This is a genomic window from Photorhabdus aegyptia, assembly GCF_000612035.1.
Classification (GTDB): domain Bacteria; phylum Pseudomonadota; class Gammaproteobacteria; order Enterobacterales; family Enterobacteriaceae; genus Photorhabdus; species Photorhabdus akhurstii.
The window spans coordinates 31,882-57,361 of the sequence record NZ_JFGV01000032.1 but is presented as its reverse complement, the minus strand read 5'-3'; the positions used below and the strand labels follow the sequence as shown (position 1 = coordinate 57,361).

General features: G+C 42.6%; 23 protein-coding genes. 4 read left to right on the top strand and 19 right to left on the bottom strand.

The annotated features are described in order from the left end of the window. Positions 1–689 precede the first annotated feature (689 nt). Both BA1DRAFT_RS11595 and BA1DRAFT_RS11590 read left to right on the top strand, forming a co-directional pair. Positions 690–1,376: a helix-turn-helix transcriptional regulator gene (locus BA1DRAFT_RS11595; RefSeq protein WP_036779139.1), complete on the top strand. Its 687-nt coding sequence runs from the start codon at positions 690–692 to the stop codon at positions 1,374–1,376. A 770-nt stretch (positions 1,377–2,146) separates the two neighbouring features. Beyond that, entirely contained in the window at positions 2,147–2,842 is a 696-nt protein-coding gene (locus BA1DRAFT_RS11590; RefSeq protein ID WP_036779136.1) for a helix-turn-helix transcriptional regulator, read from the top strand. Between the two features lie 1,055 nt (positions 2,843–3,897). On the opposite strand, the gene BA1DRAFT_RS11580 is transcribed toward BA1DRAFT_RS11590, so the two are convergent. Next, positions 3,898–4,494 carry a hypothetical protein gene (locus BA1DRAFT_RS11580; protein WP_036779131.1) on the bottom strand — a complete coding sequence of 199 codons (597 nt, stop codon included), beginning with the start codon at positions 4,492–4,494 and terminating at the stop codon, positions 3,898–3,900. A gap of 485 nt (positions 4,495–4,979) precedes the next feature. Between BA1DRAFT_RS11580 and BA1DRAFT_RS11575 the strand changes: the two genes are divergently transcribed. Beyond that, the gene (locus tag BA1DRAFT_RS11575) at positions 4,980–5,714 is read left to right on the top strand and encodes an AcaB family transcriptional regulator (protein ID WP_051560754.1); all 735 of its coding nucleotides are present in this window, start codon (positions 4,980–4,982) and stop codon (positions 5,712–5,714) included. Between the two features lie 118 nt (positions 5,715–5,832). On the opposite strand, the gene BA1DRAFT_RS11570 is transcribed toward BA1DRAFT_RS11575, so the two are convergent. The 18 genes from BA1DRAFT_RS11570 to mobH all read right to left on the bottom strand — a co-directional run bounded on the left by BA1DRAFT_RS11570 (position 5,833) and on the right by mobH (position 24,743). Continuing rightward, a complete protein-coding gene (locus tag BA1DRAFT_RS11570) occupies positions 5,833–6,903 on the bottom strand; it encodes a TraU family protein (RefSeq protein WP_036779129.1) in 1,071 nt (356 codons plus the stop codon). Then, positions 6,900–8,204 (bottom strand): TrbC family F-type conjugative pilus assembly protein, encoded by a 1,305-nt coding sequence (locus BA1DRAFT_RS11565; RefSeq protein ID WP_082303675.1) that lies wholly within the window; start codon positions 8,202–8,204, stop codon positions 6,900–6,902. Before BA1DRAFT_RS11565 ends, BA1DRAFT_RS11570 begins: the two co-directional genes overlap by 4 nt. Then, a complete protein-coding gene (locus BA1DRAFT_RS11560; RefSeq protein WP_235201056.1) occupies positions 8,198–8,728 on the bottom strand; it encodes a S26 family signal peptidase in 531 nt (176 codons plus the stop codon). Before BA1DRAFT_RS11560 ends, BA1DRAFT_RS11565 begins: the two co-directional genes overlap by 7 nt. Before the next feature lie 10 nt (positions 8,729–8,738). Beyond that, a complete protein-coding gene (locus tag BA1DRAFT_RS11555; RefSeq protein WP_036779126.1) occupies positions 8,739–9,020 on the bottom strand; it encodes a hypothetical protein in 282 nt (93 codons plus the stop codon). Further along, positions 9,017–11,500 carry a type IV secretion system protein TraC gene (gene traC / locus BA1DRAFT_RS11550; protein ID WP_036779124.1) on the bottom strand — a complete coding sequence of 828 codons (2,484 nt, stop codon included), beginning with the start codon at positions 11,498–11,500 and terminating at the stop codon, positions 9,017–9,019. Before traC ends, BA1DRAFT_RS11555 begins: the two co-directional genes overlap by 4 nt. Before the next feature lie 36 nt (positions 11,501–11,536). After that, positions 11,537–12,286, bottom strand: coding sequence for a DsbC family protein (locus BA1DRAFT_RS11545; protein WP_082303674.1), 750 nt, complete (start codon positions 12,284–12,286; stop codon positions 11,537–11,539). Positions 12,287–13,320: 1,034 nt separating this feature from the next. Beyond that, positions 13,321–13,488, bottom strand: coding sequence for a hypothetical protein (locus BA1DRAFT_RS23540; protein ID WP_160170003.1), 168 nt, complete (start codon positions 13,486–13,488; stop codon positions 13,321–13,323). Positions 13,489–13,629: 141 nt separating this feature from the next. Next, complete coding sequence (gene traV / locus BA1DRAFT_RS11540) at positions 13,630–14,187, bottom strand: type IV conjugative transfer system lipoprotein TraV (protein WP_036779122.1); 558 nt, start codon at positions 14,185–14,187, stop codon at positions 13,630–13,632. Further along, positions 14,184–15,551, bottom strand: a complete 1,368-nt coding sequence (locus tag BA1DRAFT_RS11535; protein WP_036779120.1) for a TraB/VirB10 family protein — start codon at positions 15,549–15,551, stop codon at positions 14,184–14,186. The genes traV and BA1DRAFT_RS11535 overlap by 4 nt, the downstream gene beginning before the upstream one ends. A gap of 5 nt (positions 15,552–15,556) precedes the next feature. After that, on the bottom strand, positions 15,557–16,678 hold the full coding sequence (locus BA1DRAFT_RS11530; protein WP_235201054.1) for a TraK domain-containing protein: 1,122 nt from the start codon (positions 16,676–16,678) through the stop codon (positions 15,557–15,559). Between the two features lie 222 nt (positions 16,679–16,900). Continuing rightward, positions 16,901–17,509: a TraE/TraK family type IV conjugative transfer system protein gene (locus BA1DRAFT_RS11525; protein ID WP_036779119.1), complete on the bottom strand. Its 609-nt coding sequence runs from the start codon at positions 17,507–17,509 to the stop codon at positions 16,901–16,903. Then, a complete protein-coding gene (traL, locus tag BA1DRAFT_RS11520; protein WP_036779117.1) occupies positions 17,506–17,793 on the bottom strand; it encodes a type IV conjugative transfer system protein TraL in 288 nt (95 codons plus the stop codon). The genes BA1DRAFT_RS11525 and traL overlap by 4 nt, the downstream gene beginning before the upstream one ends. A 74-nt stretch (positions 17,794–17,867) precedes the next feature. Next, on the bottom strand, positions 17,868–18,704 hold the full coding sequence (locus BA1DRAFT_RS11515; protein ID WP_152544314.1) for a DsbA family protein: 837 nt from the start codon (positions 18,702–18,704) through the stop codon (positions 17,868–17,870). Continuing rightward, the gene (locus tag BA1DRAFT_RS11510) at positions 18,704–18,994 is read right to left on the bottom strand and encodes a hypothetical protein (protein ID WP_036779111.1); all 291 of its coding nucleotides are present in this window, start codon (positions 18,992–18,994) and stop codon (positions 18,704–18,706) included. The genes BA1DRAFT_RS11515 and BA1DRAFT_RS11510 overlap by 1 nt, the downstream gene beginning before the upstream one ends. 86 nt (positions 18,995–19,080) lie before the next feature. After that, positions 19,081–19,731, bottom strand: a complete 651-nt coding sequence (locus tag BA1DRAFT_RS11505) for an IncC plasmid conjugative DNA transfer DtrJ family protein (RefSeq protein ID WP_036779109.1) — start codon at positions 19,729–19,731, stop codon at positions 19,081–19,083. Further along, complete coding sequence (locus BA1DRAFT_RS11500; RefSeq protein WP_036779107.1) at positions 19,724–20,095, bottom strand: hypothetical protein; 372 nt, start codon at positions 20,093–20,095, stop codon at positions 19,724–19,726. The genes BA1DRAFT_RS11505 and BA1DRAFT_RS11500 overlap by 8 nt, the downstream gene beginning before the upstream one ends. 3 nt (positions 20,096–20,098) lie before the next feature. Beyond that, entirely contained in the window at positions 20,099–22,042 is a 1,944-nt protein-coding gene (traD, locus tag BA1DRAFT_RS11495; protein ID WP_268747233.1) for a conjugative transfer system coupling protein TraD, read from the bottom strand. Between the two features lie 13 nt (positions 22,043–22,055). After that, entirely contained in the window at positions 22,056–24,743 is a 2,688-nt protein-coding gene (gene mobH, locus BA1DRAFT_RS11490) for a MobH family relaxase (protein ID WP_036779104.1), read from the bottom strand. A 148-nt stretch (positions 24,744–24,891) separates the two neighbouring features. Here mobH and BA1DRAFT_RS11485 point away from each other — a divergent pair, with 148 nt between their 5' ends. Then, positions 24,892–25,464, top strand: coding sequence for a hypothetical protein (locus BA1DRAFT_RS11485; protein ID WP_036779101.1), 573 nt, complete (start codon positions 24,892–24,894; stop codon positions 25,462–25,464). The last annotated feature ends 16 nt before the right edge of the window (positions 25,465–25,480 follow it).

Sequence of the window (25,480 nt, the reverse complement as noted above, 5' to 3'; positions counted from 1 at the left end):
AAAAAAAATAGATTTTGGCTTTACATCTGCTTTTTTATTCAATATTGTGGTAATTATAAATAAGGTTATCTATAGGTTTTACTGAAACAAATAAGTATATTAGGATCACATAATACAGTCGAGTAGGCAAGTTGGGCTCGCATAAATTTGCATAATGAAGAGGTGTGCGTTGATATTGATAGCGCATGTTCAGGTTGTTTTGAATGTTGTCCGGCCAGACTTATGTGATCTGGATAAGATTGATTAGTCAAAATCGTGATCGTTTTATTTATGTACGCGTTGAGTAAGTGAAAATTACTTTCCATATGAAAATATCACTATATTATTAGTAACTATATTAAATAATTATAGTTTTGGAATGATATATTCATATTTTTGACGAATGGATCATAGTGCCCTATTATTTATTATATGGTTAAGTTGAAATCGACTCAAAAAATTATCTGAAATAATACTTTAATAGTGAAAAAATAAACCAATAAAATAATATTGATTCGAAATTAATTTGTAGAAAAAGAGTCATGGATCATGGGGAGTTAAAGATTATCAGTCTAACTATTTGATTCTGCGACATATATAAAATTAATGGATTTTTGTAGAGAAAATAAGTTTGATTGTTACGTTCCTGAAAGATTTTTCACTACTAATAGTAAGGAATTATAAATCATCAACCAATCATGGGGTTTTTTATGAAAGAATCTAATCAGTTAATGATTTCACCACAAGTAATTAATACTATGAGTGTAAATAATGATCCTTGGGGGATAAAAGATAAAAACTCATGTTTCATTTATGGTAATCAGGCACTTAAACATCTTGAAAATCTTCCAGATTCATTTGATTATGAAGGACGTTTTGACTACGAACTTCCTTGGGATGGCGCTGAGTTTGCAAAAGAATTTGTTGAACATGATACAAGCGTAATGATGAAAGGAAAAAGGGTATGTTCACTTGAAACGCATAAGTTTAATAATAAAAATTTTTTGTCATCTTATTTTTGCGAAAAATATCCAATATATAATGATCGAAAGGAATGCATAGGCGTTATTTTTCACGGTTGGGAAGTTCAGGATTCATCCCTAACTCGTCTATTTCATGGTAAACTTCCTGCATCTATTATATTCCAACCGCCATCTGATTTGTTTACTAAGCGGGAATGGGATGTTATTTTCCTCTTCTTGCAGAAGTATACCAGTAAACAGATTGGCAGAATATTAAATATTTCCTACCGCACAGTTGAAAGTTATATGACAAACATATATCGTAAGGTTGGTATTAGGTATGGTCATCAGTTGGAGGAATATTGCCGCTTTAATGATTTTGATCTCTACGTACCAGAAAAATTTGTGAAATCAGAAAGCAGGATGTTTATTTGAATTTTAAATTATCTCGAATTTTTCATGAAGAACTATACGGTATCACCTCAGATTATCAACTAAGTAATGAGCTATAATAAGTAAAAGATAGTTCTTCATATTTTATTCTCAGTAGTTCGGTATTGAAATATCTTAATGATTTTCAGAAATCATTCTATTATGAATGATTATTACCTTGGAATTGTGCTAAATTTTTACAGGAATTTATCAAAAATGATGGCGAAAAAATATATTTTTTGAAATGCATTTGTTTGGAGAAGAAAAAATCTGTTATCCTACTTTAATGAACAATTACCTTTTTATCATTAAGATGTAAGATGTAAGATGTAAGATGTAAGATGTATTGATGTTATATTTCATTGTTGGAAAGCAGAAGTCTAGTCTGCATAAAGACTATAAGAAAGTTACTGGAATCCATTATTTTAAATCACTAGCTGATATTTTTACCTGTATGAATGAAATACAATTTTATTTTTTATATTAGAAAACAGATTGGTTAATATTGAATGTTTTCTATAGCACAATTGAGACTCATATGATAAGAATATGTCAAAAATAGGAATTAACTCTGTCACACAGTTGGAAGAATATTATCGAAAAAACATTTTAATAGTTACTTTTTTATTGTCTTGTAAACTTATTGTCGAGATATTATATTTATCATGTTGAAATGTCGTATAATTTTATTTATTGCGTTTTTTTATTTGTTGAATTGGAGCCACTTGCAGGGATATGCAGTTTAAAATTTAATAATTTTTTAAAGGTTTGATATGAATCAAGCAATATGTAAAAATTTTCCTTTGATTACCCCTCAGCTAACAAATATGTGGAACATAAGTTCTGAAGTATGGTTTGTAAAAGATAAAAAATTGCGTTTCATTTATGCTAACAGAAAATTTTTTAAGGTTAATAAATTACCTAGAAATTTTGATGTCATTGGTTGTACAGATAGGGAGTTACCTACATCAGTTAATCACCTTACTCATCTTTTTGAAGAACATGACCGTAAAGTTCTACAATGCATGAAACGGATATCAGCCATAGGTATTTCTTCATCTGGAAAAGGCCAACGATTAAAATATTATTATTGTAGTAAATTTCCATTCATGGATGAATATAATCAATTTGTCGGTATAATTTCCCATGTTAGAGAAATAGACGATTTTAAAGTGGATCATTATATTAAAAATAATAAATATATATCATCCAGTTTTAGATTGTCTAATAATATACTGACAGAGAGAGAATTGGCAGTGATTTTTTTATTTTGCCGAGGAGTTAACAATAAATCCATTGCTGATGAAATGAAATGTTCAGTCCGTACTGTGGAAAATTATTTTAAAATTATTTATGAGAAATTAGGAATTGGTTCAGTTATTGAGCTTAGGCGGCTTTGCAAAGAGAATGGTTATGATACATATATTCCACCAAGATATTTTCAATCTGAGGGTTATTTCTTATTGTAATTTTATAATCTAATTATATTTGTAGGAAAAATCTCTGATGTTATCGAATTTATCAGGGATTTTTTGTTTTTTTATTAGTGTAAATTTGGATTTATATGTTTTATTTGCCCCAGCAAGGTTATTTGACTATCGACAGAATCTGTAATCTTTTAAAATATTATAGAGAGAAATATATTTTTTCTGGTTTCATGGGGAAATATAGTGATTATTATAGCAAGAAATATTTTATGGCCTATTTAATTTTCATATTTGTTTACAGAGTGAGTTCTTTTATGTAGCTTATGGATAATTTAAATTAAACTTTACTGACCTTTAATATCAGTAAAACAATATGCTTAGATCTGAATGAAGGTAATCAATATGCCATCGTAAAAATCTTTTTGACGTTATTATTTATCAATGTACTACTCAAGTCGAAAGAGGAACAAACCCCGTTATTTTCAACGAGGTTTGTCAGCGGACTGGCTTCAGCTAGAGGCTGGGTTTTCTTTTCTAGTGAAACATAAAGATATCAGTGAAGAGGAGGTCTTATAAAATCGCATGGATTAAATCGAAAACTAAGCTCAAGATACTGAGAATTAATATATTCAAGCATCATTTGGTACGTCGCTCCACTGGAATAGGATGTTCCGATTAATTGAATGTAATCCATAAAAATGCGATCAAGTTGCTTAATTCGAAATCTACGAGTAATTACGCAAGGAGTGAATTTAGACATAGAAGCTAACTCTTTCCTAAGAGCTGCAATCTTATAGAAAGCGTCAGTTCTATTCTTGATCCCGAGATTTCTATAAGCGATATCATCGGCATTTTTTTTACATAGAGAACAGTTGTCTTCACAGCAAGAATGCCAACCACAATGGTTACAGTTCATCACCATACTAATTCCATATTCATCTTCCTGAGAAATAAGGGATTCAACACAACAGGAAGGACACTTCTCTTTACTGTAATTGTTAGTACACATGCTTCACCTTTTATATAAAGTTAGAAGGGTTAAGAAAGTTAAAAGCCCAACAAAAGTTGGGCTAAGGTTTAAAAATTTAGATTGATTATTAGTCGATAATTACCATGTGCCAGATGCCCCTGAGTACTTCGGAATCTAATTTACGATAATCTATAACTGTACCGTTCTGATCCAACACGTGAGCATTGTTGGTGCGAACTGCTGATTCTTTCCAGAAAGCGATACGGTCACCAACATTAGCGCCACATGCTTCAAGGGCATCTTTCAGACCGATAGCCCACACTTCCTTCCCATTAACGTTAACGTAAAACGATAAATCGTTATCCGGGTTGTGTTTCCAATTGGCAATACCAAAAGCAAGCAACTGTCCTTCATAACGTTTGATGTTACTAGGAAGGGAAACGGCTTCGGAAATGTTGTCAGAAGGTCCCTCAGAAGAGGTTGCTTCGTCTGAATTTTTAGTTTCCTGCTTAAAGAACCGTTTTGCGTGATACTTATAAAATATAAGGGCAGCAACTACCAAACAGGTAACAGCGATAATGAAACCGTGTGCAGTCCAGAGGAAGCCTTGCTCAATGATATAAATAGTAAGCCACAAAGGAGCTAAAAAGCGTACATATTCAGCCCGATAAAACAGGGAAATGAACATGGGAATACCAATGATGATGTAGATTGGTTCGGACATAATAATCACCTATAAATTTATATTTTATATAGCGGAGTCCGGCCACGGGCCTGCACACAACCGAAAGTGATGTGAGTAAACAAAATGATAAAAATTGACTTTAAACCACAGTGGCGGAAACGCTGGAAGTTAAAAAAGAGGAAAGTTAACAATTTTTTAGCTTGGATTGAGATCCAAAAATACCCTGTAAAGGGCTACAAAGTGACATGTTAAGGCGAAGCCAATAACACATCAGAAATGCTCGGGCCTGATTCAAGGCGAAGAGAATCCATGAGAAAAAGATCGGGCGGTATGGCCACGCGAAGTTATGGGTGAAAGGAAGTTATGCTGAAGCTCCGTCAGCTCGGTTTGAAGTAGCTTAAATCATATGAGGGCATTTTTGCAAGCGTCGTTTTTGAGGGCAATACGAGGCCCTTTTCTCATGACATACCTGTTGCTGTATGACTTAATAACATGGCCTTATCGCTTAAATGTGAGGATTAAATATGGTAACTGAGCAGCAAAAAAATGTAACTTCCATTGAGCAAAATTCTAAGGGGCGTCAGAGCCGTCGTAATCGTCAAACTGGTAATGAGCAGGCGTCAACGCCCCACGAGCGTGTTGAGTTTTCTAACCCGGAAATTGAAGTGAACTATACACTGCATTCTCAGGAGGCAATTCGCCTTCAGCAGCGTCACTATAATAATACGTCTCGTTCTTTGTTTACTCTGGCTATTAATAGTACGCACCTTGAGCGTCTTGGAGGGAAATTTAAAGGTTCAATTGAACGTACCAAAAAGGCTATCAACGACGTACTAGCGGGCCCGGAGAAAGAAATCCGTTCAGGTATTAATGCGCTTCAGCGGACGCTTGATGATGCATCTAAAAACGGCAACATCTCTGAAGTGTCATATACGGCTCCCCGAGCTTACAATATTAAGGTCAGAACGCCGGAAGCAATGCGTCTGGTCGGAATCTTTAAAAACTTTGACCTCCTGCATATGTTGATTGACCGTTTATGGTTGAATAACAAATTCAATCAGGACGAAGTTGACGATTACAAAACTCGTTTGCGCGACACGATCCGTAATATGGCATCTTTACTGGAGCGTCATGCATCATCTACCGCTGATGAGCTAAATGAAAATAACGGTCAGGCTGCGGAAGAGCAAGAGAAGAAGGCCATCCCGAAATCTCCTCATTCAGGCGATAATCAGCAGGAAGCTGTGGCCAATATGTAATATTTGACTGCATTAAGTCTCCCTCACAATAAAACCCTGTGCTCTACATAGGGTTTTTTGTTTTTTGATTGCACTAGGGGTAGACAGAAAGAATATAGGCACTCTATTCAGGGGGAAATTATAGCGTTCGGCAGCAATCCATCCACTGGTAAATCATGTACGTGGAATCCTGCCCCATACCTGTAGGATAGCGGAACATACCACCTTGCCACTGATACGGTGACTGACCGATTTCATGACCTTTTTTCGTTTCCGGAGTAGGACTGAACATGTTCAATTTGTATTGCTGTTTTGGCAATGTCGGGTAAATCTTAGAACGACAGACTACATCATTACCCATCGAGCGATACGCAAGTCCACGGCGATGTTCCGCAGCCAACTGACGGATACCGGCCAGACTTGTTGTGCGTGAGGCATCCATACTGCGAACGGAGCCGGTAAGAGGGTATTGGCCTCCCCATGATCCTGCACACCACCAAAGTGAATCCATTGGCTGTTTTCCTGCAAACTGGGCCACGGCTTCCAGCGCACAGGCTTGCTGGGCTACCACGTTCGCGACGGCAGCTGACTCTGGATTCTGGAAGAAAGCTAACGCCGAGTTATTCCATGTTGGATCTATCTCTGTGAAATTGATGATATCGAAATCACTATACGGGTCGGCGTTACATTGCCCGGGCAGATACAGGTTCAGCATCCTCAGCAATGGCAGCGCATACATATGGGCATTGTAGAAACTGATTGAAAAGAGCTTTCGTTGTTCTTCTGCCGCACCATCTGTTTGTGTACCGTATTGCAACTGGTTTCCCAGGTTCATTGTCACGCCACCCAGTGATGACATACAGCCTGGGGTGCGAGTGAGCTCAATGATACGTCGGGGTTCCCACATTGCTGTTAGTACACCTGGGTGGTAAACATCAAGCCCGTCTTTACAGGCACATGCGGTACCCGATGCAGCATTGTCCGGCACTTTACCGGACGGTCCCAGTGTTATTCCTGCCACTTTAATTGGAAAGATGCATGACCAGCAGACGTCAGAGAAGAGTTTTGACGAAAGTAGTTTGTTATCCCTGCACACTTTGTTTATTGCAGGCGCAGATATGTCAGCAGCGATAGCTGCACTGGATGGGAACAAGCTGATTGATAAGATCGGCAGTAGAGTTTGGGTTACCCATGAGAAAGATTTTTTCACTTTTGCACTTCCTCTTTGAAATCAGTTTTTGAGTATTCATCAACGATGAAAGCCTTTTTATCAGAGGTAACAACACTAGGTACGGTCACAATACCGAATCTATCAGCCATATCTGGTTGAATCATGTAAAGGCGAGCCCTTTTACCGTAATAGAGCTCAGTATCTTTGAAAGTTTGCCATCCATTGCCGTAGACGTTGGTAGTAATGAGTATCGGGATAATACCCGGCTCAGTATTCTCAAATTGCGCCCTGGCAAACTTACGCTGCCATTCAACACGAGCATCAAAGAAAATGAGTTTGTGGTAGAATGGCATGATATCAAGCGGATTCATTTTCCCTTTTTTGGTAATAACGTTACCATTGGGTGCGGTGATATTTTGTGGAATGATAACCGTAGGATCGATGTAATGAGTTGCTCGGGATTTTGCCTCAGGAAACTCTTGAAACTTTTGTCGGGGCCAGTAATTATCTATGGCATGTTGTTTCATTTTCTCGAAATCTAGGTTTTTAATCCCTTTTTCGATCATATCCATCAGACTTTTTTCAGCGACGTCTTTAGTCGGTCCTGCGGTACCTAAGTTACCTTTCTTACCTTTCAGGTAATCAATGTTGGTGGTACCTGTAACCCGGGCAACAAATTCACCATCTTTTTCATGGATAATAGTTGGAATGGATATGATGTTGTAATTTTTAAAGATCACCGGATCAAGGTATACGGTAACCTTAGTGCCGGAATCCAATACTAATTGTTGCCAGCGGGTCAGCTCCTGAAGCAAGTTTTTCTTCTCTTTGACACCACGGATGACAAGTGCCACATTATTATGCCCGTCATAGTCATGCATCATGTCTTTTAGCTCGTCATCGCCTAATGTAGACGATACCAGCACATAGTAAAAATCACCGGCCACTTTATTCTGATTGGTGTCGGCAATATCGGAGTTGGCAATTGAGCCGGTGACCGTATCGCTAATCAGTTCGTCAGCCGTTTTTGCAACCGGCATTATGCTCATTTTTTCACGATTTAAACGATGAGCTTCTTTTGCTTCAGTTTCTTCTTTTTTCTGACTCTTAAATGCAGCTTTGATCAGATGGTCAATGTCATTGCGCTCAGCTTCGCTCAATTCGGCCGGGCGAGAGGGAAGAGAGGAGTCAGTGTAAGGGGTGACCGGACGCGTAGGCAGTGATTCCGTAATTTTAGGGTCGATATTTCGCTCCACGGCAGAACAAGCAGCCGTGCTGGTAAGCACGACTAATGCGATGGTAGTGAGTTGTAAAGCGCTGATTTTTTTATAAATTACCATATTGGATACGCCCTTCCGAGAATTTGAGATTCAGGTATAGTTCCCCAGTACCTTGAATCAAAACTAATTTTCGTTCTTCCCATAAGCCAGATCCTGCCTTCAGGAATAACTCCAGTACGCGTTAGTTCCTCTTTCGTATGACCGGACTCTCTGGTGAGTTCCAGCCCTTCACCTACCATGAAACCGTTAACGGTGGTTTCTTCAGGCGTTACAGTGATCGTGTCACCCGCCACGCCGTCTATCATTTTAATTCCTTTGCCGTAGGGGCGAATGTATTCGGACTCGAACGCAAAGGGCTTGCCTTTTACAGGCACCTTGTCGTATTTATCGACGAGATATATGCGATAGGGAGGGAGGCACTGGTTATTTTGTGGGTCAATACCGATTGCAAAACGGTGGAGTAGGTAATAGCTAATAGGGGCTGATACAGCCCCCACCAGAAACAGTAAAAAAATATGTCTTTTCCACGGACGTTTTTGTCGGTATATATTCTTCCAAACGGACTGTAATGTCACAGAAAACACATAACCCCCGTTATTTTTCCGATACAGATACCGTTTGAGGGATCTGAAGAGATTGTGGATAGCTGTACAGAGATGAAGCGTTGAAGATGATGTATCCGGCCTTAGCCATTTCAGAGGCTCGGTGCTGGACTAGCTTTATCTGAGCTGATGACAAAGAATTGCCGGATGCGTTCATATCCATATAGTTCGCTACAGCGATGTAATCGTATGGCGATGCGGGTGGAAATAGCCGCCCATGAAGGGCGGCTCCGAGGAATCCACAAGCCAAAGCGACGGCTCCGATCTTGATCATGCGGCAATACCTCTCTCATGTAGGATTTGATTAATAGCTTGTTCAGTCTTAAGCCCTTGCGCTTTCTTCTCGCGGATTTCTGCGACGTCTTTTGGCGCAGTGGAATAGAGAAGCATTGAGAACGGATCCACAATCAAGCGGCTAATACCCTGACCGGATTTGGAAATGACGTAGATTTCCGAGTACACCCCTTTACTGGAGCGAACTGTTTTTAGGAATCGATATCCGGCATCATCTAAGGCAAGGCGTTTGTGATGCTCAGCTTCGTTAACAGCAGATTCACTCTGACCTAGAAGCAGCATGAACGCCGAGTTATCAGCGATGGATTTACCAACAGAGTCTTTGTAAATATCGTTAATAGACTGGGTAATCGTGATAGCCGCACCGTGGTATTTACGAAATCGACGGTAGCCTTTCTCAATGAATGCTCCAATGTTACCTTTGAGCAATGCCCATGCTTCATCAATAATTACGATTTTCATCTGACTACGGTCACCGAGGAACATGTCTTGCTGGATCTGGTAGATCAGTTGAAGCAACACAACCTGTTTTAAGTGTTCGGATCTCTCAAGGCGGGAGAGTTCTAGCACAGTGAACGGGTTTCGGAAATCAATGTTGTTTTTACCAACGAAATACTTCCCGTACTGCCCTCGGCTGGTGAACGGATAGAGCTGGTGGCCCAAACGGCAAATATCCTGATCCTCATCTTTTAGCAGTGACTCCGAGACCATATCAACGGTTGTCTGCTTGCCATGCACTCGGATGAGAGTAGCCACGTGTTCTTTCATGCGAGCTTCTTCGTAGTCCGTTAACCCCGCTTTAGGCGCAGCCATCACAGAGAGGAGACCAATAATTAGGTCTTCTTCCCCTCCGTCTTCGTTATCAGCTTTCTCACCGAAATAATCTTCAATGAGTTCGAAGAAGTTGAGGCATGGCTTTTTATCTGGATGGAAGTCGAGATAATCACCGCCGTAGGTTTCGCAGATGTTTTTGTACGAATCACCCACGTCAATACACCAGACCTTCGAGCCCAAACTACGGTAAGCGGTAATGATGTAGTTCGTCAGGAACGATTTACCGGCACCTGATTCTGCTGCAATACAAGCGTTGTAATTCGTGTCTGAGTCGAAAAAATCTAACGACTGGATTTGCCCGGAACGGGACGTCAGCATAAGCGCAGGTTTTTGTGTGCCCTGCCAGTCTGCATATAGAGGAGAGAGTACCAGCGCTTCACTGAGCGCCAGAGTACGATAGCGGCCCATTAATTTTTCAGCCCCGGCTTCATTGAATAGGGGCAGAGCGGACAGGAAGACTGGAGCCACGAAATAGCTATCAGGGATCATTTTGAACTGATAGGTATTAAGGTAACTCGCCGCTTCTTGAGTGGCACGGAAAACACCATCTTTAGAGTTAGAAAAGATGGTTACGGTGAACTTGGCCTTACAGATAGGTTCACCGTTATCCAGCTTATCGCTAAGCAGGTCATATCCTTCGCGGATTTGCTTCAGGGACGGGATCCACTTAACAATCGGACCGTCAGTTTGCTGCACAACCCAGTTTCGTTTTTGCGTGAACTTAGTCTTGCTGTTCTGCTGGTCAAAGAAGATCAGGCTCATGGAAATGATGCAGGACGATTTAATACCCGTTGCACCACTCATCATGTCACCGAGGAAATACTGAGCCTGGCCTGGAAAGAAACGCTTAGGCAGCTTTCTTGCACTCAGGGTGCTAACAAACGTTGTGTTGGTTGGTTTTTCGCCGCGATGCTTTGCGTCAGTCGGGTCACCGAATCCGCAGTATTTATTACGAACAAAGAACATTCGATCAGGATCCACCAGCTGTTCGGAGATCATCAGATCTTCCTGAACTTGAACCGGGCTACGATCACGCCATGATGCATTTTCACCCTGATTGACAATGGACGTGAGAATTTCTACGTATTTTTCACGTGTTAGAGGCATTGGGCATAAGCCGGTAATATTCAGCGTTGTATCGAACGTGTTGCGGAATTCATTGATGAGGTTCAGTTCATCGTCACGAACTTCATACTCCGATTTAATCGGGATTTTAATAGTGATAAGCAATAGGCAGTTGCGAACTCGGGTACCAGTACCTTTCATCGGGTAGTCGGTACTGTGCAACAGGAATTTAGAACGATTGTAGATTGCATTGCGAAGTATCGGATCCTGGCAATCCATTCGCAAATAATCCATGTAGTTAATTTTGCTGACGATGTTCGGGCTGGCAATCAGGTCAAATTGAACGATGGTTTTTGCCGGAAAGTTTGACGATAGCAAGGTCTGAAATTGCTGTATTTCTTTGCCCGTTGTGCCGCTGAGTGGACGGCACACAAAACCGAAACCTATGTATTTATTATCACACAGGAAGAACTGATATTGTTCGTCATATGCCCTGACAGGGCAAACATCAGAGAATCGACGCAGCGATTTCAATCTCTGCATGATGATAGATTCACTCATTATAATCCCCGAAAAACACCTGTCCCATGCAGGTGGCTATTTGCCTTCTAGAAAACTTTTGAGTCCCTGTTTGGGTGCGCCAATGCTGTATGTACCATCATCACGAATGATGAATGGGATCATACTGACACCGAGTACTTGAGCGGTGACTTGACGACGTACCAGAGGCTGAAGGTTGCAGTCTTTTATCTGTTCAAATTTTTGCTTAGTGTCATGGCCGATAATGGCTCGGTCAGCACGGTAACGATCAGAAGCACAGAAAAGTTCTTTGTTACGCTCTTGGCTTTTCTGGCCGAGTGCCCCAAGAGAAAGCACGTTTACCGTGTACTCTTTAGGGTCTAGATCAGCGAGTTGATTAAGTGAGTTGGCGCAGTACGCACAGTTCGGATCGGTGAACATCAGCACTTTTTTCGGGCCATTACCCCAAACGGCTGGGTGCAGATCAGCGACATTGAGTTTTAACTCTTTGATTGGAATGATGCTTGCATATTTGCTGATATCTTCCATCGTTGCCAGATTTTTCTTGGCCCATGTGTCATACATCGTGCCTTGAAAGACAAAACGGCCATTGGAAGAAAGCAGATTGACTTTGCCATCTACTTCCAATGCGATAATGCCGTTTGTCGGAACAACGAAACGCTTCACGTCTTGGCCGTTTTTCGGGACGTTTTGGAATGCCTTATCATTGAAAATGGTATCGACATTACCTGCTTCGTTTGCAGCAAAAGTAGCCGCTGAAAGCGCCGAGAAAAGGATGATAGAGAGGACTTTCTTGCTTAGCTTCATAGAATGCACTCCAGTTGTAGGAAATTGCATTTTCACACGTGGGAAAGTCGTTTAGCAGGAAAAATGATTGCAAAGCGTCTCCAAAAGAGACGTTTTGAGTGTTGGTAGAAATTAGATAGAGTCAGGCCCACTTGGGGAGTGGGCCTGTTACATAAACTCCTGTCTATGCATAAGCCGGGTGGGGATTCAGCTCACGGGGGATGTGATACTGAGCGACTTTGCACAATAGACTTTTTGGTATGGCGTTCACGCAAAGCAATATTAGTATGAAAAATCCTAGGATTCAATCAGCGGTTATGATCACACACTAGGATATGATTAACAAACTACTCTATTCAATGATATTGAAAGACGAAATACTGTGATTTTATATAACATTTTGAATTTGATAGCGTCTTGTTTGGTTAAAACCAGTGAATTATTCCAAATGGTAAAAAATATATAAAATCACATTTTTTAAGTAATTAAAAAGGAGGCCAAATCCTCCTTTGCTTATTATATTTACAATTACTGTTATCGGAGTCTGAGAGCAATACTGGTACCAGCTCTTAAATTATCAGAAAAATTCCATGAAGTGTTCAGGTGAACATTAGTATTGCTGTTAATTGAGTAATTTGTGCTAACTGCAATAGCGGATTGATTATGGTAAACGCCGAGCACCATACTGAAACCAGACTAGGCGTTTAGATACGGGATACTAACAATTGCAGAGTCCGTACCTGCATTTGCACGCTTCTCATTGCGGTCAACGCGGCCTTTCAGTTCGCTAAACAGTTTGCTGGTACAATTGTTGGCCAGAACCGACGTTTAGCGATCTTCTTCGATACGTACATCGTGTTTATAGTTAATCTTGGCAGTTAGTACGGTTATTAACGGTAATTTGTTTAGCCCTGGAATCGCTAATTAGCTTGTCTGTACGGAGTTAATGGTCTGTTCCTGCTTATTAGTGTATTTTCACTACTCTTTAAAATGAGGTTGGATGAATTGTGAATATTATTTTGCGAGCCGATAATCTGGCTTCATTCTTTATCTGTTCAGGTATTATTTCCACCGTAATTAATATCATAGGAAATTTTATTTTCATCTCTCGCAATAATATCAAGATTGATAATATTGTGCGCAATCGTGTTTGCTGCAAACGCGAAAGAGGGCAGTAGTGTAAAATAGATTGCTGTGCTTAATTTATTCAGAGTCAATTTCATTTATCTAATCCTATATAAATTTTATGTATTTAGAGCATAAGAAGCCTGTGCCCGTAATATGGTCATGTATCTTGGTTAAAGTTTTAGATATACACGGCTACTTAATTCAGTAACCGGGTAATAGGTGACGTCCTGTGAAAGTTACTTTCGTATCGTGTTGCTATTGTTTTGCTCAATTGCCTCGGCAGACGTAGTATTAGCAGAGAATGAAGTCATAGGGCGGATAACTGCGGTTGATGTTGCGGTGTTACGCGCTCCTACTTCCCAGCGGCGGGGTTCAATTTCGGTGTACACATATCCTGGTACATTTAAGTCGCCGTCTGTACTTTCATATGGGTCGATCAATACGCGCATGATGACAGAAGGAGTGCGAATGGGCTGAGGATTTGCAGCAGAAGCAGGGACGGGAACGTAGCGACTACCAACCGCAACTTCGTTGTATCCGGAAGCGCTTACGTTACTACGGCGTTTAAGCTCCACAGGCTTTCCCGAAAGTTGCTTTTCCGATGCGTCATCGATTTGTTCTTGGTAGTCATCTCCATCAGTGAGATCGTAAACATCACGAACGCTTATACAGGCCACTGAATTTGGCATACCTTTACACCCATACTCAGATTTACCTTCAACCAGAGTACAACCAGTTGTGCCCAGCGTCCCGGCAGATACGATTAATAATGAAGCAAGGTGTTTCAACATCATTTGTTATTCTCAGTGGAATTGATAGATTTTGGTGCGATACGGGTAAAGTTGAGTGTCACGCCCTTCTGAACGATAAAATCCACGCTACGGCCTGGGTCGATTTCGATGACGGGGAACAGGTCACCGGCCATCTGCATGTAGAAGTCAGCCAGACGATCCAATGCACCACCTACGCCAGCAATTGCGGCACCTTGAAATGCGGTGTTGCTCATAACCTGTTGGTAAGGGGAGCCATTTTTGTCATCACCATCACGACGCACGTTTATAGTGGGGATGTTTTGCACGCTAAAGAGTTGTGATGCCGCTTGCAGGAAGCCTGCGGTCAATGCCTTAGCAAGATACTGCCCTTGTTTAGTCACCAGACGACCACGCACGCCAGATTTACCATCTTCACCTACCGCATAGGCGTCGATTGGTGCTTCAAATACGGTGCCATCATTGCGGATACAGGTGATAACTTCAGTACGGAAATAGGCACGTTCAGAAGAAAGATCACCAAAGCCCGCAGCGAGCAGACCGCATTCACGGATATCTGCGCGAAAACGGTTTGGCAAAATAGCGTCTTTCTTCACGCGAGCGAGTGCCGGATAAGGGTCTTTGCGAGCATTGCGTTCGGTCGGGGCATCCATACCTGAGATTAGTACTGTGCTGATAATTGAGGTCGCAGGAAGGTAAGTTTGGAATTCAGGGTTCTTTCCCGGATTGGTCTCGGCTTCTTCTTTTGTATCTTCCTGGACAGTAACAATGTCTGGAACAACTGGTTCAACAGGTTTCCCTGTTTTACCTTTGTTACGGACAGTATCAGCGCCAAAATCCGCTGGTTCAGGCTGTTCTACAGCCTGATAAACGCGTTGGAGGGTGTTATAGTCATTTGGCCGTATTGATTTAATAGCCACTCCAACATCGTTGGACTTAGGAACGTTATAATCTGCACGGCGCTTGGTTTGTGATGTGGAAGAGACCGGGTATGGAATCGCATTTGTGCTGTTTTCCAAACGTTTTTTCAGAGCCGCTTGTTCTTGGGAAGCATTGCGTTGCTGGGTTTCTAGTGTAGTAAGTCGCTTTTTGATTTCATCCATATTGCTGTTTTTAACCAGTATTTCGATCTGCCGGTTATTTTTCGTCATGGATTCATCCAGAGCACGTAAACGAGCTGCGATAGCGTTTTGGCTGACTCCGGTGGTATCGGAGTCAGTCAGAATACTGGAAATGACCTTATCATCATTGACGCGGGAGCGTGGGGCTGGCACATCTGGCATTAGTAATAACAGGATCGGGATCAGTACAGCTAGTCCGCCACCCCAGACCAATAATCTTTTTTTCTTGGCCGACATGGATGCCCATTCTTCTGATACATTAATCATGAATATTACTCCGCGAGCTTCGGACGCATTGATTCGGTAGTTTGCTCACTAGGCTGAGTGTTACGAATCACAAAAAAGGCTTCAGTTTTTTGTCCGGGTTGAAGTGTGTTTCGACTCCACAAAGCCCGTGCAGCCAGATTCGGATGAGTGCACAGGGATTCATCAATAGTTACAGTTGATGAGCCTGTATTTTGGGCCACCCCGACAATCACGCTAAACAGACTTCCTTGCATGTACTGACCGCCGCTGAAGATATATTTAATATCGTCCTGAACAGTGCCGGTATGGAAATTACAGTTTGGCACGCTAATACCACGAGAGAGATTTCCCATCGAGTATCCGGGAGGAATATCTCCCAGCGCAATAGTGCGCATAATGTTGCGGATGGTTTCAACGTAGTTGTCTTTCTGTTCCCAGCGACGTGCTTTTACTTCGCTTCCTCCATAGAAAAAAGAACCTGCCGGGCTGACACCAATAGTTGTACCCGCATTGTTTAGCTTACGAGAAAGCATCAACGTTGCTTGGATAGGTGCAATTTTCTGAGGTACCAGAGATAGTGAGATAGCTACACTTTCGTCACCTTTTTCGCTGATATACAGCGCAACCGGATTAGTACTGGAGGTGGATACATAGACCACGCTCCCCTGTACGTTCACTATCACATTGTTGAGCTTCAAACGTTGAACAGTCGGGTGCTCAAAAGGCGTAACGATACGGTTGATCTGATTAATAGAAATTGGGATCAGCGTGTTAACGCCAGGCTCAATAATGATGTCCTGACGAGAAGGGATTATATCATTAGTCAACGGAATTGGTTTAATGATAGAATCAGGAACTGGCTGGATATTGCGCCCGTCAACGTCTAGGTTATCACTTGCCTGTGCGTTATCAGATTCATCGGCAATTGTAGTGAAGTTACCTCGCTCTGAAAATTTCGCAGCCTGTGACTGGCTGGAAGTCTGGCTATAGCCTTTTAACATAAAAAGATCAGAAGATTGGCCGTTGCTGGAACGCTTAAGAACAACGCCCTGATCAACAGTCAATGTGTTGCTATTCGCGTACAGTGGATTTGCAACTATAGACACCACCGCCAACGTCAAAATACTTAAGCGTTTTCTATTCAACATTTAGCCCCCGAATAGTGGCAGACGCATTACTGGATTTAGAGTGCCTAATTAAAAGACACTGGATTTATATTTAAAGCGCTGTGGCCACAAAAATGAGTAGTTAACCCCATCGTTCACTTTGTTTACCGCAAGCGTGGGAATGAGAACGGTTGTAACTGAGCTGTAACAACTAACGAAATTTCCCACCGTTGTTTTCGTCATGGTTAACCTTTGTTACCTTGTTTAACCGGTTGATTTTTTGTCTTTTCTTTTTGCTGCATCACTAGGGAGTTCTGAACGGCCCTGCTTGATATTGATGTAAGTAACGATAGGGCGGTAACCTTGAATATCGACAGAGATTTGGAAGTTGACCAACTTAATAACAGGCTTACCGGTAATACCTTCCAGTCCCTGATTACCTTCGACATAGAAGGTACCTGGGGCGGTAGGATCAGTGATCACGCGAATCGGTGTAAAAGACAGACTGATACGGTCACGTTTGAGCTGGTCAATCTGATCGTCGATACGTTTCATTACTTGTGTGTAAATGTTTGCGTCTAAAAAAGGACCGATCGCTTCTTTCAGCATATCAACCGATTCCGGAGTTGCATTACCGAGAGACTGAGCAATGTAAACTGCCCACGCTAGCATGTACGGAGCGCTGGCTGCGTTCTTGTCCAACCAAGCAGTTTGCGTCAAATTCGGAGGAACAATAGTCACAACTTGCGAACGTTTCATAATGGTTGTGGCAAGAATGCCAGCAGTGAACATCGCGATGAGAAGAGCAAACTTAAGGGTTTTGTTTTCACTCTTGAGACTTAAAAGCCCTTTTTTAAAATTCTGGCTGTTCAGACGATAAACTCCCGGTCGAATGCGTTAGGTACAATAGTGCTCTTCCCAAATGACACACCGAATTTCCAGTAGCAAAGGTGTAGAAAATACTTTTCTGATGCCTTTTGCAGAAACCCGCCATAGAATCGGGTGATTACGATACCGAGAAGTGCCATCGTAAAAATGCGCCCGGTAAAAACCCCGATACCCAGCATGATGAAAAAAGGCATTGCTTCGTCAACTGACCAGAAGAAGAACTTCAGTGGATCATCTACGGAATGCGATATGTAAATTGGTTCACTCATGATTTAATAACCCCAAAATTAACCATCCCCCCTTTCACAAGGGAGCCTTTATCGCTGATGTTTATCAACGAAAGCTATTTACTGTCCCCCTCAGCTAGCTGGGCCATCATTTGCATAAGTCCAGTACCGCTTACTGCACCCTGAACCATCGCGGATTTATCCCCATAAGTGACGATGTTGGTTGGTGTTTTCTGAATATTCAGTCGACCAGCTTCTTGAACATCCTCGGCTATTTTGGCCGAAGGTCTCGCAGCGTTGACGCATCCCAGCAGGCGCTTATCATTCAGCCCAGTTTCGCGAGCAACCTGATCAAGCGGTACACTCATGCCACGCCCATCAGATTGGGTATAACGGAAAATTGCACGGGACATGTTGAAGAATGCAGGATTGCCACCTTGCTCAGCAGCGCATTCAGCGGCTAATGCCTCAGTTCGTGAAGCCTGACCGTGAACAGGAATATGTTTGAAAACCAGAGCGATATTCCCGGAAGAGGAATCGACGAGATCCAATACCTGTGGGAAATGTTCTTTGCAATACGGACATTCGTAGTCGGAATATTCGAGTACGAAAAACTGTGCATCTGGATTGCCATAGATACGCTCATTGTCAGTTGAAGGTGTATAGGCAGTTTCTGATTGATGTCCGGTTCTGTATCCCATCGAACCACCAGCGTTACCACTCGTATCCAGCCCAGACACTTTTAAACCGGACGCATTGATGTACTGGCTGAAAGCTTGCTCTAGCTCGGTACGGTTGTTAACAACCGTTTTGTGAGTGTCAACTATTACTGCAAGGTCATTTAACAAACGATCCTGATTATGCAGCGTGTAGGCTATGAAGGATGCTGCACCCGCCAGCGCGGCAAACGGGAGGCCAAACAATACCCATTTCAAAGACGTTGTGTTTTTCATCAATACCCTCGCGATTGTTGTAATTGCTCCGGTACATAAACTGTGTCCGGTTTTTTCACTGTGCCTCGCAATTTCTCTTTTGCTTTCTGTTTTTGAAGATATGGTAGTAATACTTCTGCCATTTCCTTATCCATAACGTCTCGGCTACTGAGGTATGAATTGCCGGAAGTTTTTTTCTGCATCGCATTAATTTGAGTCGATTTATCAAATAATAAAAAGACGGAGATTAATGTTGCTGTGGCTGTCAGGCTGAACACAGCAGACAGCGTGAATAACGTTTTCTTAGCCATGCCTCACCTCGCGGGCTAATTTATCAAACAAAAACAAGGGACCTATAAGGAAAAGCACCGCAAAATGCGGCGCTTTTCGAGTAGTTTTAAATTCGCTTTGGAAGGTTAGCGATAAGCAGAGAAGTGCCTATCGGGATCATCACTATCATGATGACTGCGCCTATCATTGGTGGCACAGGCAGCGGTACAAATAGGGACAGAAGAATACTGTAAATACCCCAGCCAATCAGGATCATACTGCGACGGTTAAGGAACGGAGAGGCATAACCAAAGTTATAGCGTTTCGATAACCACCTCATGGCTCCAGCAAAAATGGATGGGAAAATCACCACGGTCATATACGGCAACCAGTACAAATTCAGCGTGATTCGGTACACGATCATATAAAACCAGTAGTTCAGATTTTCGGCCATATTGAGGAATATGGCCGCGATCATATTTAGAGGACCACCCTGACTAGCGATATCCTGAGTAGACAACCGGTAGAATTCACGTAGACCACTATCGATACCCGTTTCAACGAATGTGGAACGGTAGTTCTCAGTTGCATGGTCTATGACGATATTGAAATCCTCATTTCCTATCATTTGATGACCCCAGCCAATTTCTTTTTTCATGTTGCTGTAGAAATACTCAGCTGGAAAAAACATGGAGATAACGAAAAGAATTGCGGTACTCCAGATGATGATCATCTTTATTGTCTGGGGCCACTTTTCTTCAGTCAGTTTATCAAGCATTACTTCCCCTTAGTTTCTTGCTGGTATCCGCCAGCAGCTCTATCGTCAAACGCCTCGGTCTCCTGCATTGTTCAGTGATATCTTGCGGTGACAGACGACAATTAAGCTCACTAGCGGTAAAACTGGCTAGCTCAAGGCAGTACATAGCGAGACGTTCCCAGTCACTGAACGGCTCTGAAGTGTGGCGATGATATGCAGCAACCGCCCGTTGAATAGCATCTGCAATTCGCCCGCTAGGTGTTGGCTCTGGTAATAGAGTAATCATGCTGAGTGTGATGTTCTCAATACATGGCCAGATGAGAGTCAGGCCATCATAAGCGGCATATTCTTCCTTGCGCATGAATAAGGACTTGGTTTTCTGCATGGATTACCCCCCAGGAGCGATACGGGATTTTTCTCCCCGAACTTTCTTTTCGTAGAGGGCCAGATATTTTTTGGCCTTTTTGGATGCCTGATTGAGTTTCGAGTTGGATTTGGGCGGAATAATGATCGGTACCTTACCTTTGACAATCTTATTTGCTTGATTGATTGCCATGAATTCCAGATTGGGTAACCAGCCTAAAAGCTGAGACTGGAACAGCTCGCCTTCTTCTTCCATAAGGCGTTCATCTACACTACCGGAAATCATCTCTGGGTCAGCACCGGCATTTGAGCCATGTCCACGCATCAGGTAACGGAATTTCGTAGGTGGTACACGTTTCATCACGGCTTCTTGTGCGTCAGGATCAGGGGTGCGAAGGGCGGTGAAATGGTTAGTGTTGGTAATAACCTGTTTCATTTTGGCCTCAGAACCCAGACGGGCTTCAAAGTCAGACGTTGACTGAGACGAAATGAAGAGGCGGAATCCTGCGCCACGGGTTTTGTTCAGCATTTTGATAACCTGATCATTAATGACTTCAGCGGCCTCATCAATAAGCACCATCACAGAAGATAGGTCATCTCCACGCGGCTTCATGAAGTTATATACATCAGCAGACACAGACGTGATATCTGACAGGAAAATTGACCCGATAGCTGAACCTGTTTCAGCATCGGCCAGTGAGTCGAGGCCGAGATATAACATACCGCCCGTAGTGATAATGTCACGTACGTTAGAAATAGGGCGTATGTCATTCAGCTGATCCTCATCTTCGCTATCAGGAGATAGCAATTCTGCCATGAAGCCTTGAGTCATCTGGCTCAGAATTGGCATCACGTTCAGAATCATTTTCTGGAAGTGCTCACGTTGATGGTTCAGCATATCTAGACCTGCTTCCAATGAAGGATTACTGCGGTTTGGCTTAATATCATTGCGATAGATTTCAGCGCAAATTTCAGCGACTCCTTTTGGGCCTTTAACCTTGTTGGCGTAACGTTCCATTCGCAACGTAAACAGGAGGTCAAAGTCATCTTCGCCTAGCACTTTTCGGCCTTCTTTGGTAATGGCCTTGACCAGCAGCTCAGCGAGAGAAGAAATATCGGAACTAAGCTGGCTTTTTACATTTTTGAGCGTAGGTTTGATTTCGCAGATCTTCATCAGCTCAACTACTGTTGTTAGTGACATGATACCGAATGACACGAATGGGTCACTAGTACCATCGGAACGTTGGATAACAGAAGTAATACGGTTTGCCACTTCTCCGGCACGGGTGTAGTTGGTAATTGGTGAGATACGCGCTGATTTCTCAGGGTGAGCCAGCGACATATAGTTAAATTTCTCGCTACGTTCCACTAGCTTCAGGCAAAAGTGCATCCAGTCGGCCAATTCTTCATCGTTTTTCGGGTCGATGAGAATGAGTGGTTGTTTTTTCAGAGCTGCTTGCAGGATCATGAGTTTGAAATAGGTTGTTTTCCCCGAACCAGTGGTTCCCGTGATCAACGTGTGCAGAGAAAGGAGGTCTTCGGAAACTCTGATCCAGTCTTGTGTTTTACCCAGTGCATGGATCCAACCGAGGCCCATAAAGTTTTCTGGAGTTTTGCCTACGAATTTTTTGATATCCCTTTTAATTAGTTCGAAGGTCAGCTGTCCTTCATTCTGGCCCCATTCAAATCCATAACCGAGTAGATAACTGTCTGGGTGTTTGATCATGGCATCAATGAAGCTATCTATACTCAGCTTCAGTACACTAGGCTTGCGTTTTAGTCTGCGCTTATGGGTATAGATATCCCATGCGCTGGGCAATGTACGGATACCATATGCAGCCTGAACCGCTACGGCCAGATAGCAGGGTATAGAAGGCATGTTTAAGTAAGTATTAACGCCTAAAGCAGCAACAATGCCAGTTGTCCATCCCGCGACTTCCATTGCTTCGAAATTAGGTCGCCAGCGCATGTTATAATTCCATTCACTCATCTTTATTCACCATAAAATTCTGAATGTGTTCATCAGTAGCGAGGATGTAATCAACGCCGGATCGGGTAGAGAAATCGAATTGATCAATCATGATTTGCTGAAGCTGATTGAAGTTAATATTCAGCTCCGTTGCGACACGGCGTTTCATCACTGCGGATAATGCAATTACTGGATCGCCGTTGTAAGCCTGCTTCTGAGTTCCTTTCAGTGTAATAGCCCGGTAAAGATCAGTCATACTGACTGATACCTCAGATAGGTCAATGGGGCTGATGATCTTGCGATAGCGTCCGTTGGACAGCTGTGCGATGTCTTCGTTAAGTTCGCGGCGCAGATAGAAACACATTTGTGAACGATGTGTATAGAAATCTGAAGGTGACTCCATAAAAGGGCGCCAGATCCAATCGGAATTTTGCATTGGTATGAAATAGTTGTTTTCCAGCCCTTTTTCCATGATGATGCAGCAATGGCCGGATTCATGAAAAAGTTTATCTACGTTCGCAGCTACGTATTCCACCAACATTTTTTTTGCTTCATTAGTACCGTTCCGGAATAGCGAGCTTGGTGCGGCATGAAATGCCACGTCATCTGCCGGTACAGCAATTTGCGTAGCGTATTCACTGTATCCAAAGTCATTCTCTCCCTGATAATGAGTGATATCATTGTAGTTATCCTCAAAATCTCCACGATCTACTTCATCCTCGCCTTTCTGGATGGTTTTACGAGTTTCTTTTGTTAGGGCAACCGGTGCGACAGGTGTAGAGGATAGATGTTTTTTATCCTCTTCATATTGGTCATTAATGTTAGAATGGGTGAGTGTTTCTTTAAGGCGAAGAGAGCCTTCGCTGCCAGTGTGAGTTACCTCTGACGTCTGATCCCCTTCATCAAACTCAATTTCGGCTTGAGCTGAGTTCAAAATCTCAGTAAGACTCAATTTCTTTTCGTTAGCATTGCTTTCGCTTTGTTTGCTGGCATCTGGTTTGGAGATGGCATCTTCTTTTGCCTGAATAACAGGTTCAGAAGTTTCCTCGGGCTTTTTGTTGGCTTCTGTAATTGCGATTTGCATCTTTGCTTCACGGCGAGCGTTAACGCGCTGGTAGTCGTCTTCAGATAGCAGGTTCAGCTTGCGAAGAAGCTGGTGAGCATTCTCAGGCGTAACCGGGTTATGCGGACCGAACATCTTATCTAACGGTAATTCATCAATGTCAGGAATTAGTGTGTTTTCTTTAAGGATCTCAAGGTTAACATTTGGTGGAATACTGTTTTCAGCAGGTAGATTGATACCAACATAGGGGACGCTTTCCTTAAGAACTGGAACATTGCGGCCTTTGTTGGAAAGAAACTCACGCCATTCACCTTCAATACGGATGCGGCAAGAGATCGGCAGGGGCTCCATTGTGTCCACGAACAAAACTTCAAGCGAGATCAACCTCAAACAGCTCAAAACAACTTTCGGTTCTTTGCTGTTACGGGAGTCTTTGTCGTTCATGATATGAGGGGCTACACGCCAGTAAGCAGTATTCTCTTTGCTGTTTACGTTCGGGATGCACAATTTATAACTCATCATGAGGTCCGCCAAACTACCAGCAGACTGAGGGATGATAGCGCCCGATTTTTTTACTGTGAAAGTAATATCTTTTACGGCGGTACCCCAAACGATGAATATACCATGAGAGGTTACCCAAACTGGACTCCCCGGTTTGTTCGGTTGCCAAGTACCTTTTTTAAGCAGGTAACGCATTGCATCTACTACACGTTGAACCGCAGGTACACCAGATTGTGTTGCACGGATAGCATCACCGCCATAGCGTTGCATATCATGACGTACTGAAAGTGAATCAGCCTTTTGGATGATTCTCAAGATCTTGTTTTTCTTATCCGGCGCATTCTCTTCGATCCCTTCTGCACGGACAGAGTTCACGGCTAAAGCACGCGTCAACTCGTTGTAAATATCATTACTTTCTTTGAGTAAGAAGTTATGCAACTCCTGAGTCATGATCATCATTAGCATTGCGTTAGTGCTGGAATGATGTTGTTGGTGGCGCCCAGATTTCCAGACTAAAAAGAAACGGTCGATTTTGTTTTTCTTTGCCCACTCATGTATTGGCACATGACCTGGGGGCCAGTGATGTTTGCCAGTTTTATCCCACACTTCAAAGTCAGTGAAAGGCTTACCAATGTCGTGAAGCAATCCGCCGGCAGCAATAGCTAAACGCCATGCTAAGATACGGTTTGATTTCACAACCGGCACTTCCATTGAATCGAACTCAAAGTTCTTTGCTCGACGAATACATTGGAAACAAACTTCGAGAGAGTGGCGTAGCAGCCCACTGGCTGCACGATGATGATGGTGCTCAGAAGCAGGGAAAAACTGAACAAAGTTTGCGAAATTGATAAGCATGGGCATCATCAGCTGGTTGAATTCGCTGTCACGAATATTCAACTCACGTTTGATCGCCATGATCATATCATCCTGATAACGTTTCAGAATGGATTCACCCGGTACCAGAGCCGGAAAACCGATTTCCGCTGGTGGATAACGCAATACATCCGGAGGCAACACTAATTTTCGCATCGTGTCATCTAACAGAGAGTCAATTTCTTCGACGTCTGTATGCAGCATGTTAGCTTCATTGTGTTTGCCTGTATTGCCAGATAACAGGTTTTTAATGAATTTAAGCATCAGAGGGTTCTCCAGTTAGATGTAAATACGTTAACTGAAAAGGTTTGGCTGTGTGTAAGGAAAAGGGCCACGTTTTGTCCCTATTAACCATAACGTCCAGTGTGAAAAATTCAGATAATGGTTTTACTTTCTAACCAGAGACTTAGCGATGAAAGATACCAAACGTTATGCACGGTCTCTTCTGGTAGCAATTGTCGGAATGGCTCTCGCAGGTTGTTCCGGTATTGAAAAACAGAAACGTGCTTATGTTGATGAAACTTGGGTGACTGTGGCTAAAGCAGAGTACCCACAGGGCTATCAGTTTTCCGAAAGTTGGCATGGTACTGAGTGGGGTGGTGCAGCGCTGCGTCATCCGGCTTATGAGCACTCTCTTGTCAGTCCGTATGCGGTTCATGATCTGAGTGGTACTCGATATGTAGCTCGTGATGCCTATACTCAGGTTTTGCTCACCAGCGTTTCCAGAACTCAATATGCAAATGGTCCTCGCGGTACCTTCATTCAGGCTCCACGTTTTTGTGATGAAAACTCTTTCCTGCTTCCCAACAACAAGCAGAACGCTTCCCGAACTGAGTATTTGCAGATCAAAGAACGTTATTGCTCTACACCGGGGTACCGGCTTTCCCAGCATGAAATTGATGTTCTGACGAAGGGGGAGCCTGAAGAATTGAGACAGTATCGCATTAAGATGCATGTCGATAACCAGACAACCAAATTTAACTAACTAATGCATTTTGGGA

Coding starts and splice junctions, on each gene's coding strand:
- traD (WP_268747233.1), bottom strand. CDS start 22,042: ATGCGCTGGCGACCTAATTTCGAAGCAATGGAAGTCGCGGGATGGACA.
- BA1DRAFT_RS11535 (WP_036779120.1), bottom strand. CDS start 15,551: ATGATTAATGTATCAGAAGAATGGGCATCCATGTCGGCCAAGAAAAAA.
- BA1DRAFT_RS11580 (WP_036779131.1), bottom strand. CDS start 4,494: ATGTCCGAACCAATCTACATCATCATTGGTATTCCCATGTTCATTTCC.
- BA1DRAFT_RS11590 (WP_036779136.1), top strand. CDS start 2,147: ATGAATCAAGCAATATGTAAAAATTTTCCTTTGATTACCCCTCAGCTA.
- BA1DRAFT_RS11530 (WP_235201054.1), bottom strand. CDS start 16,678: ATGTTGAATAGAAAACGCTTAAGTATTTTGACGTTGGCGGTGGTGTCT.
- BA1DRAFT_RS23540 (WP_160170003.1), bottom strand. CDS start 13,488: ATGAAATTGACTCTGAATAAATTAAGCACAGCAATCTATTTTACACTA.
- traC (WP_036779124.1), bottom strand. CDS start 11,500: ATGAGTGAATCTATCATCATGCAGAGATTGAAATCGCTGCGTCGATTC.
- mobH (WP_036779104.1), bottom strand. CDS start 24,743: ATGCTTAAATTCATTAAAAACCTGTTATCTGGCAATACAGGCAAACAC.
- BA1DRAFT_RS11485 (WP_036779101.1), top strand. CDS start 24,892: ATGAAAGATACCAAACGTTATGCACGGTCTCTTCTGGTAGCAATTGTC.
- BA1DRAFT_RS11515 (WP_152544314.1), bottom strand. CDS start 18,704: ATGAAAAACACAACGTCTTTGAAATGGGTATTGTTTGGCCTCCCGTTT.
- traL (WP_036779117.1), bottom strand. CDS start 17,793: ATGAGTGAACCAATTTACATATCGCATTCCGTAGATGATCCACTGAAG.
- BA1DRAFT_RS11595 (WP_036779139.1), top strand. CDS start 690: ATGAAAGAATCTAATCAGTTAATGATTTCACCACAAGTAATTAATACT.
- BA1DRAFT_RS11505 (WP_036779109.1), bottom strand. CDS start 19,731: ATGCTTGATAAACTGACTGAAGAAAAGTGGCCCCAGACAATAAAGATG.
- BA1DRAFT_RS11565 (WP_082303675.1), bottom strand. CDS start 8,204: ATGGTAATTTATAAAAAAATCAGCGCTTTACAACTCACTACCATCGCA.
- BA1DRAFT_RS11555 (WP_036779126.1), bottom strand. CDS start 9,020: ATGATCAAGATCGGAGCCGTCGCTTTGGCTTGTGGATTCCTCGGAGCC.
- BA1DRAFT_RS11545 (WP_082303674.1), bottom strand. CDS start 12,286: ATGAAGCTAAGCAAGAAAGTCCTCTCTATCATCCTTTTCTCGGCGCTT.
- BA1DRAFT_RS11510 (WP_036779111.1), bottom strand. CDS start 18,994: ATGGCTAAGAAAACGTTATTCACGCTGTCTGCTGTGTTCAGCCTGACA.
- BA1DRAFT_RS11575 (WP_051560754.1), top strand. CDS start 4,980: ATGGTAACTGAGCAGCAAAAAAATGTAACTTCCATTGAGCAAAATTCT.
- BA1DRAFT_RS11500 (WP_036779107.1), bottom strand. CDS start 20,095: ATGCAGAAAACCAAGTCCTTATTCATGCGCAAGGAAGAATATGCCGCT.
- traV (WP_036779122.1), bottom strand. CDS start 14,187: ATGATGTTGAAACACCTTGCTTCATTATTAATCGTATCTGCCGGGACG.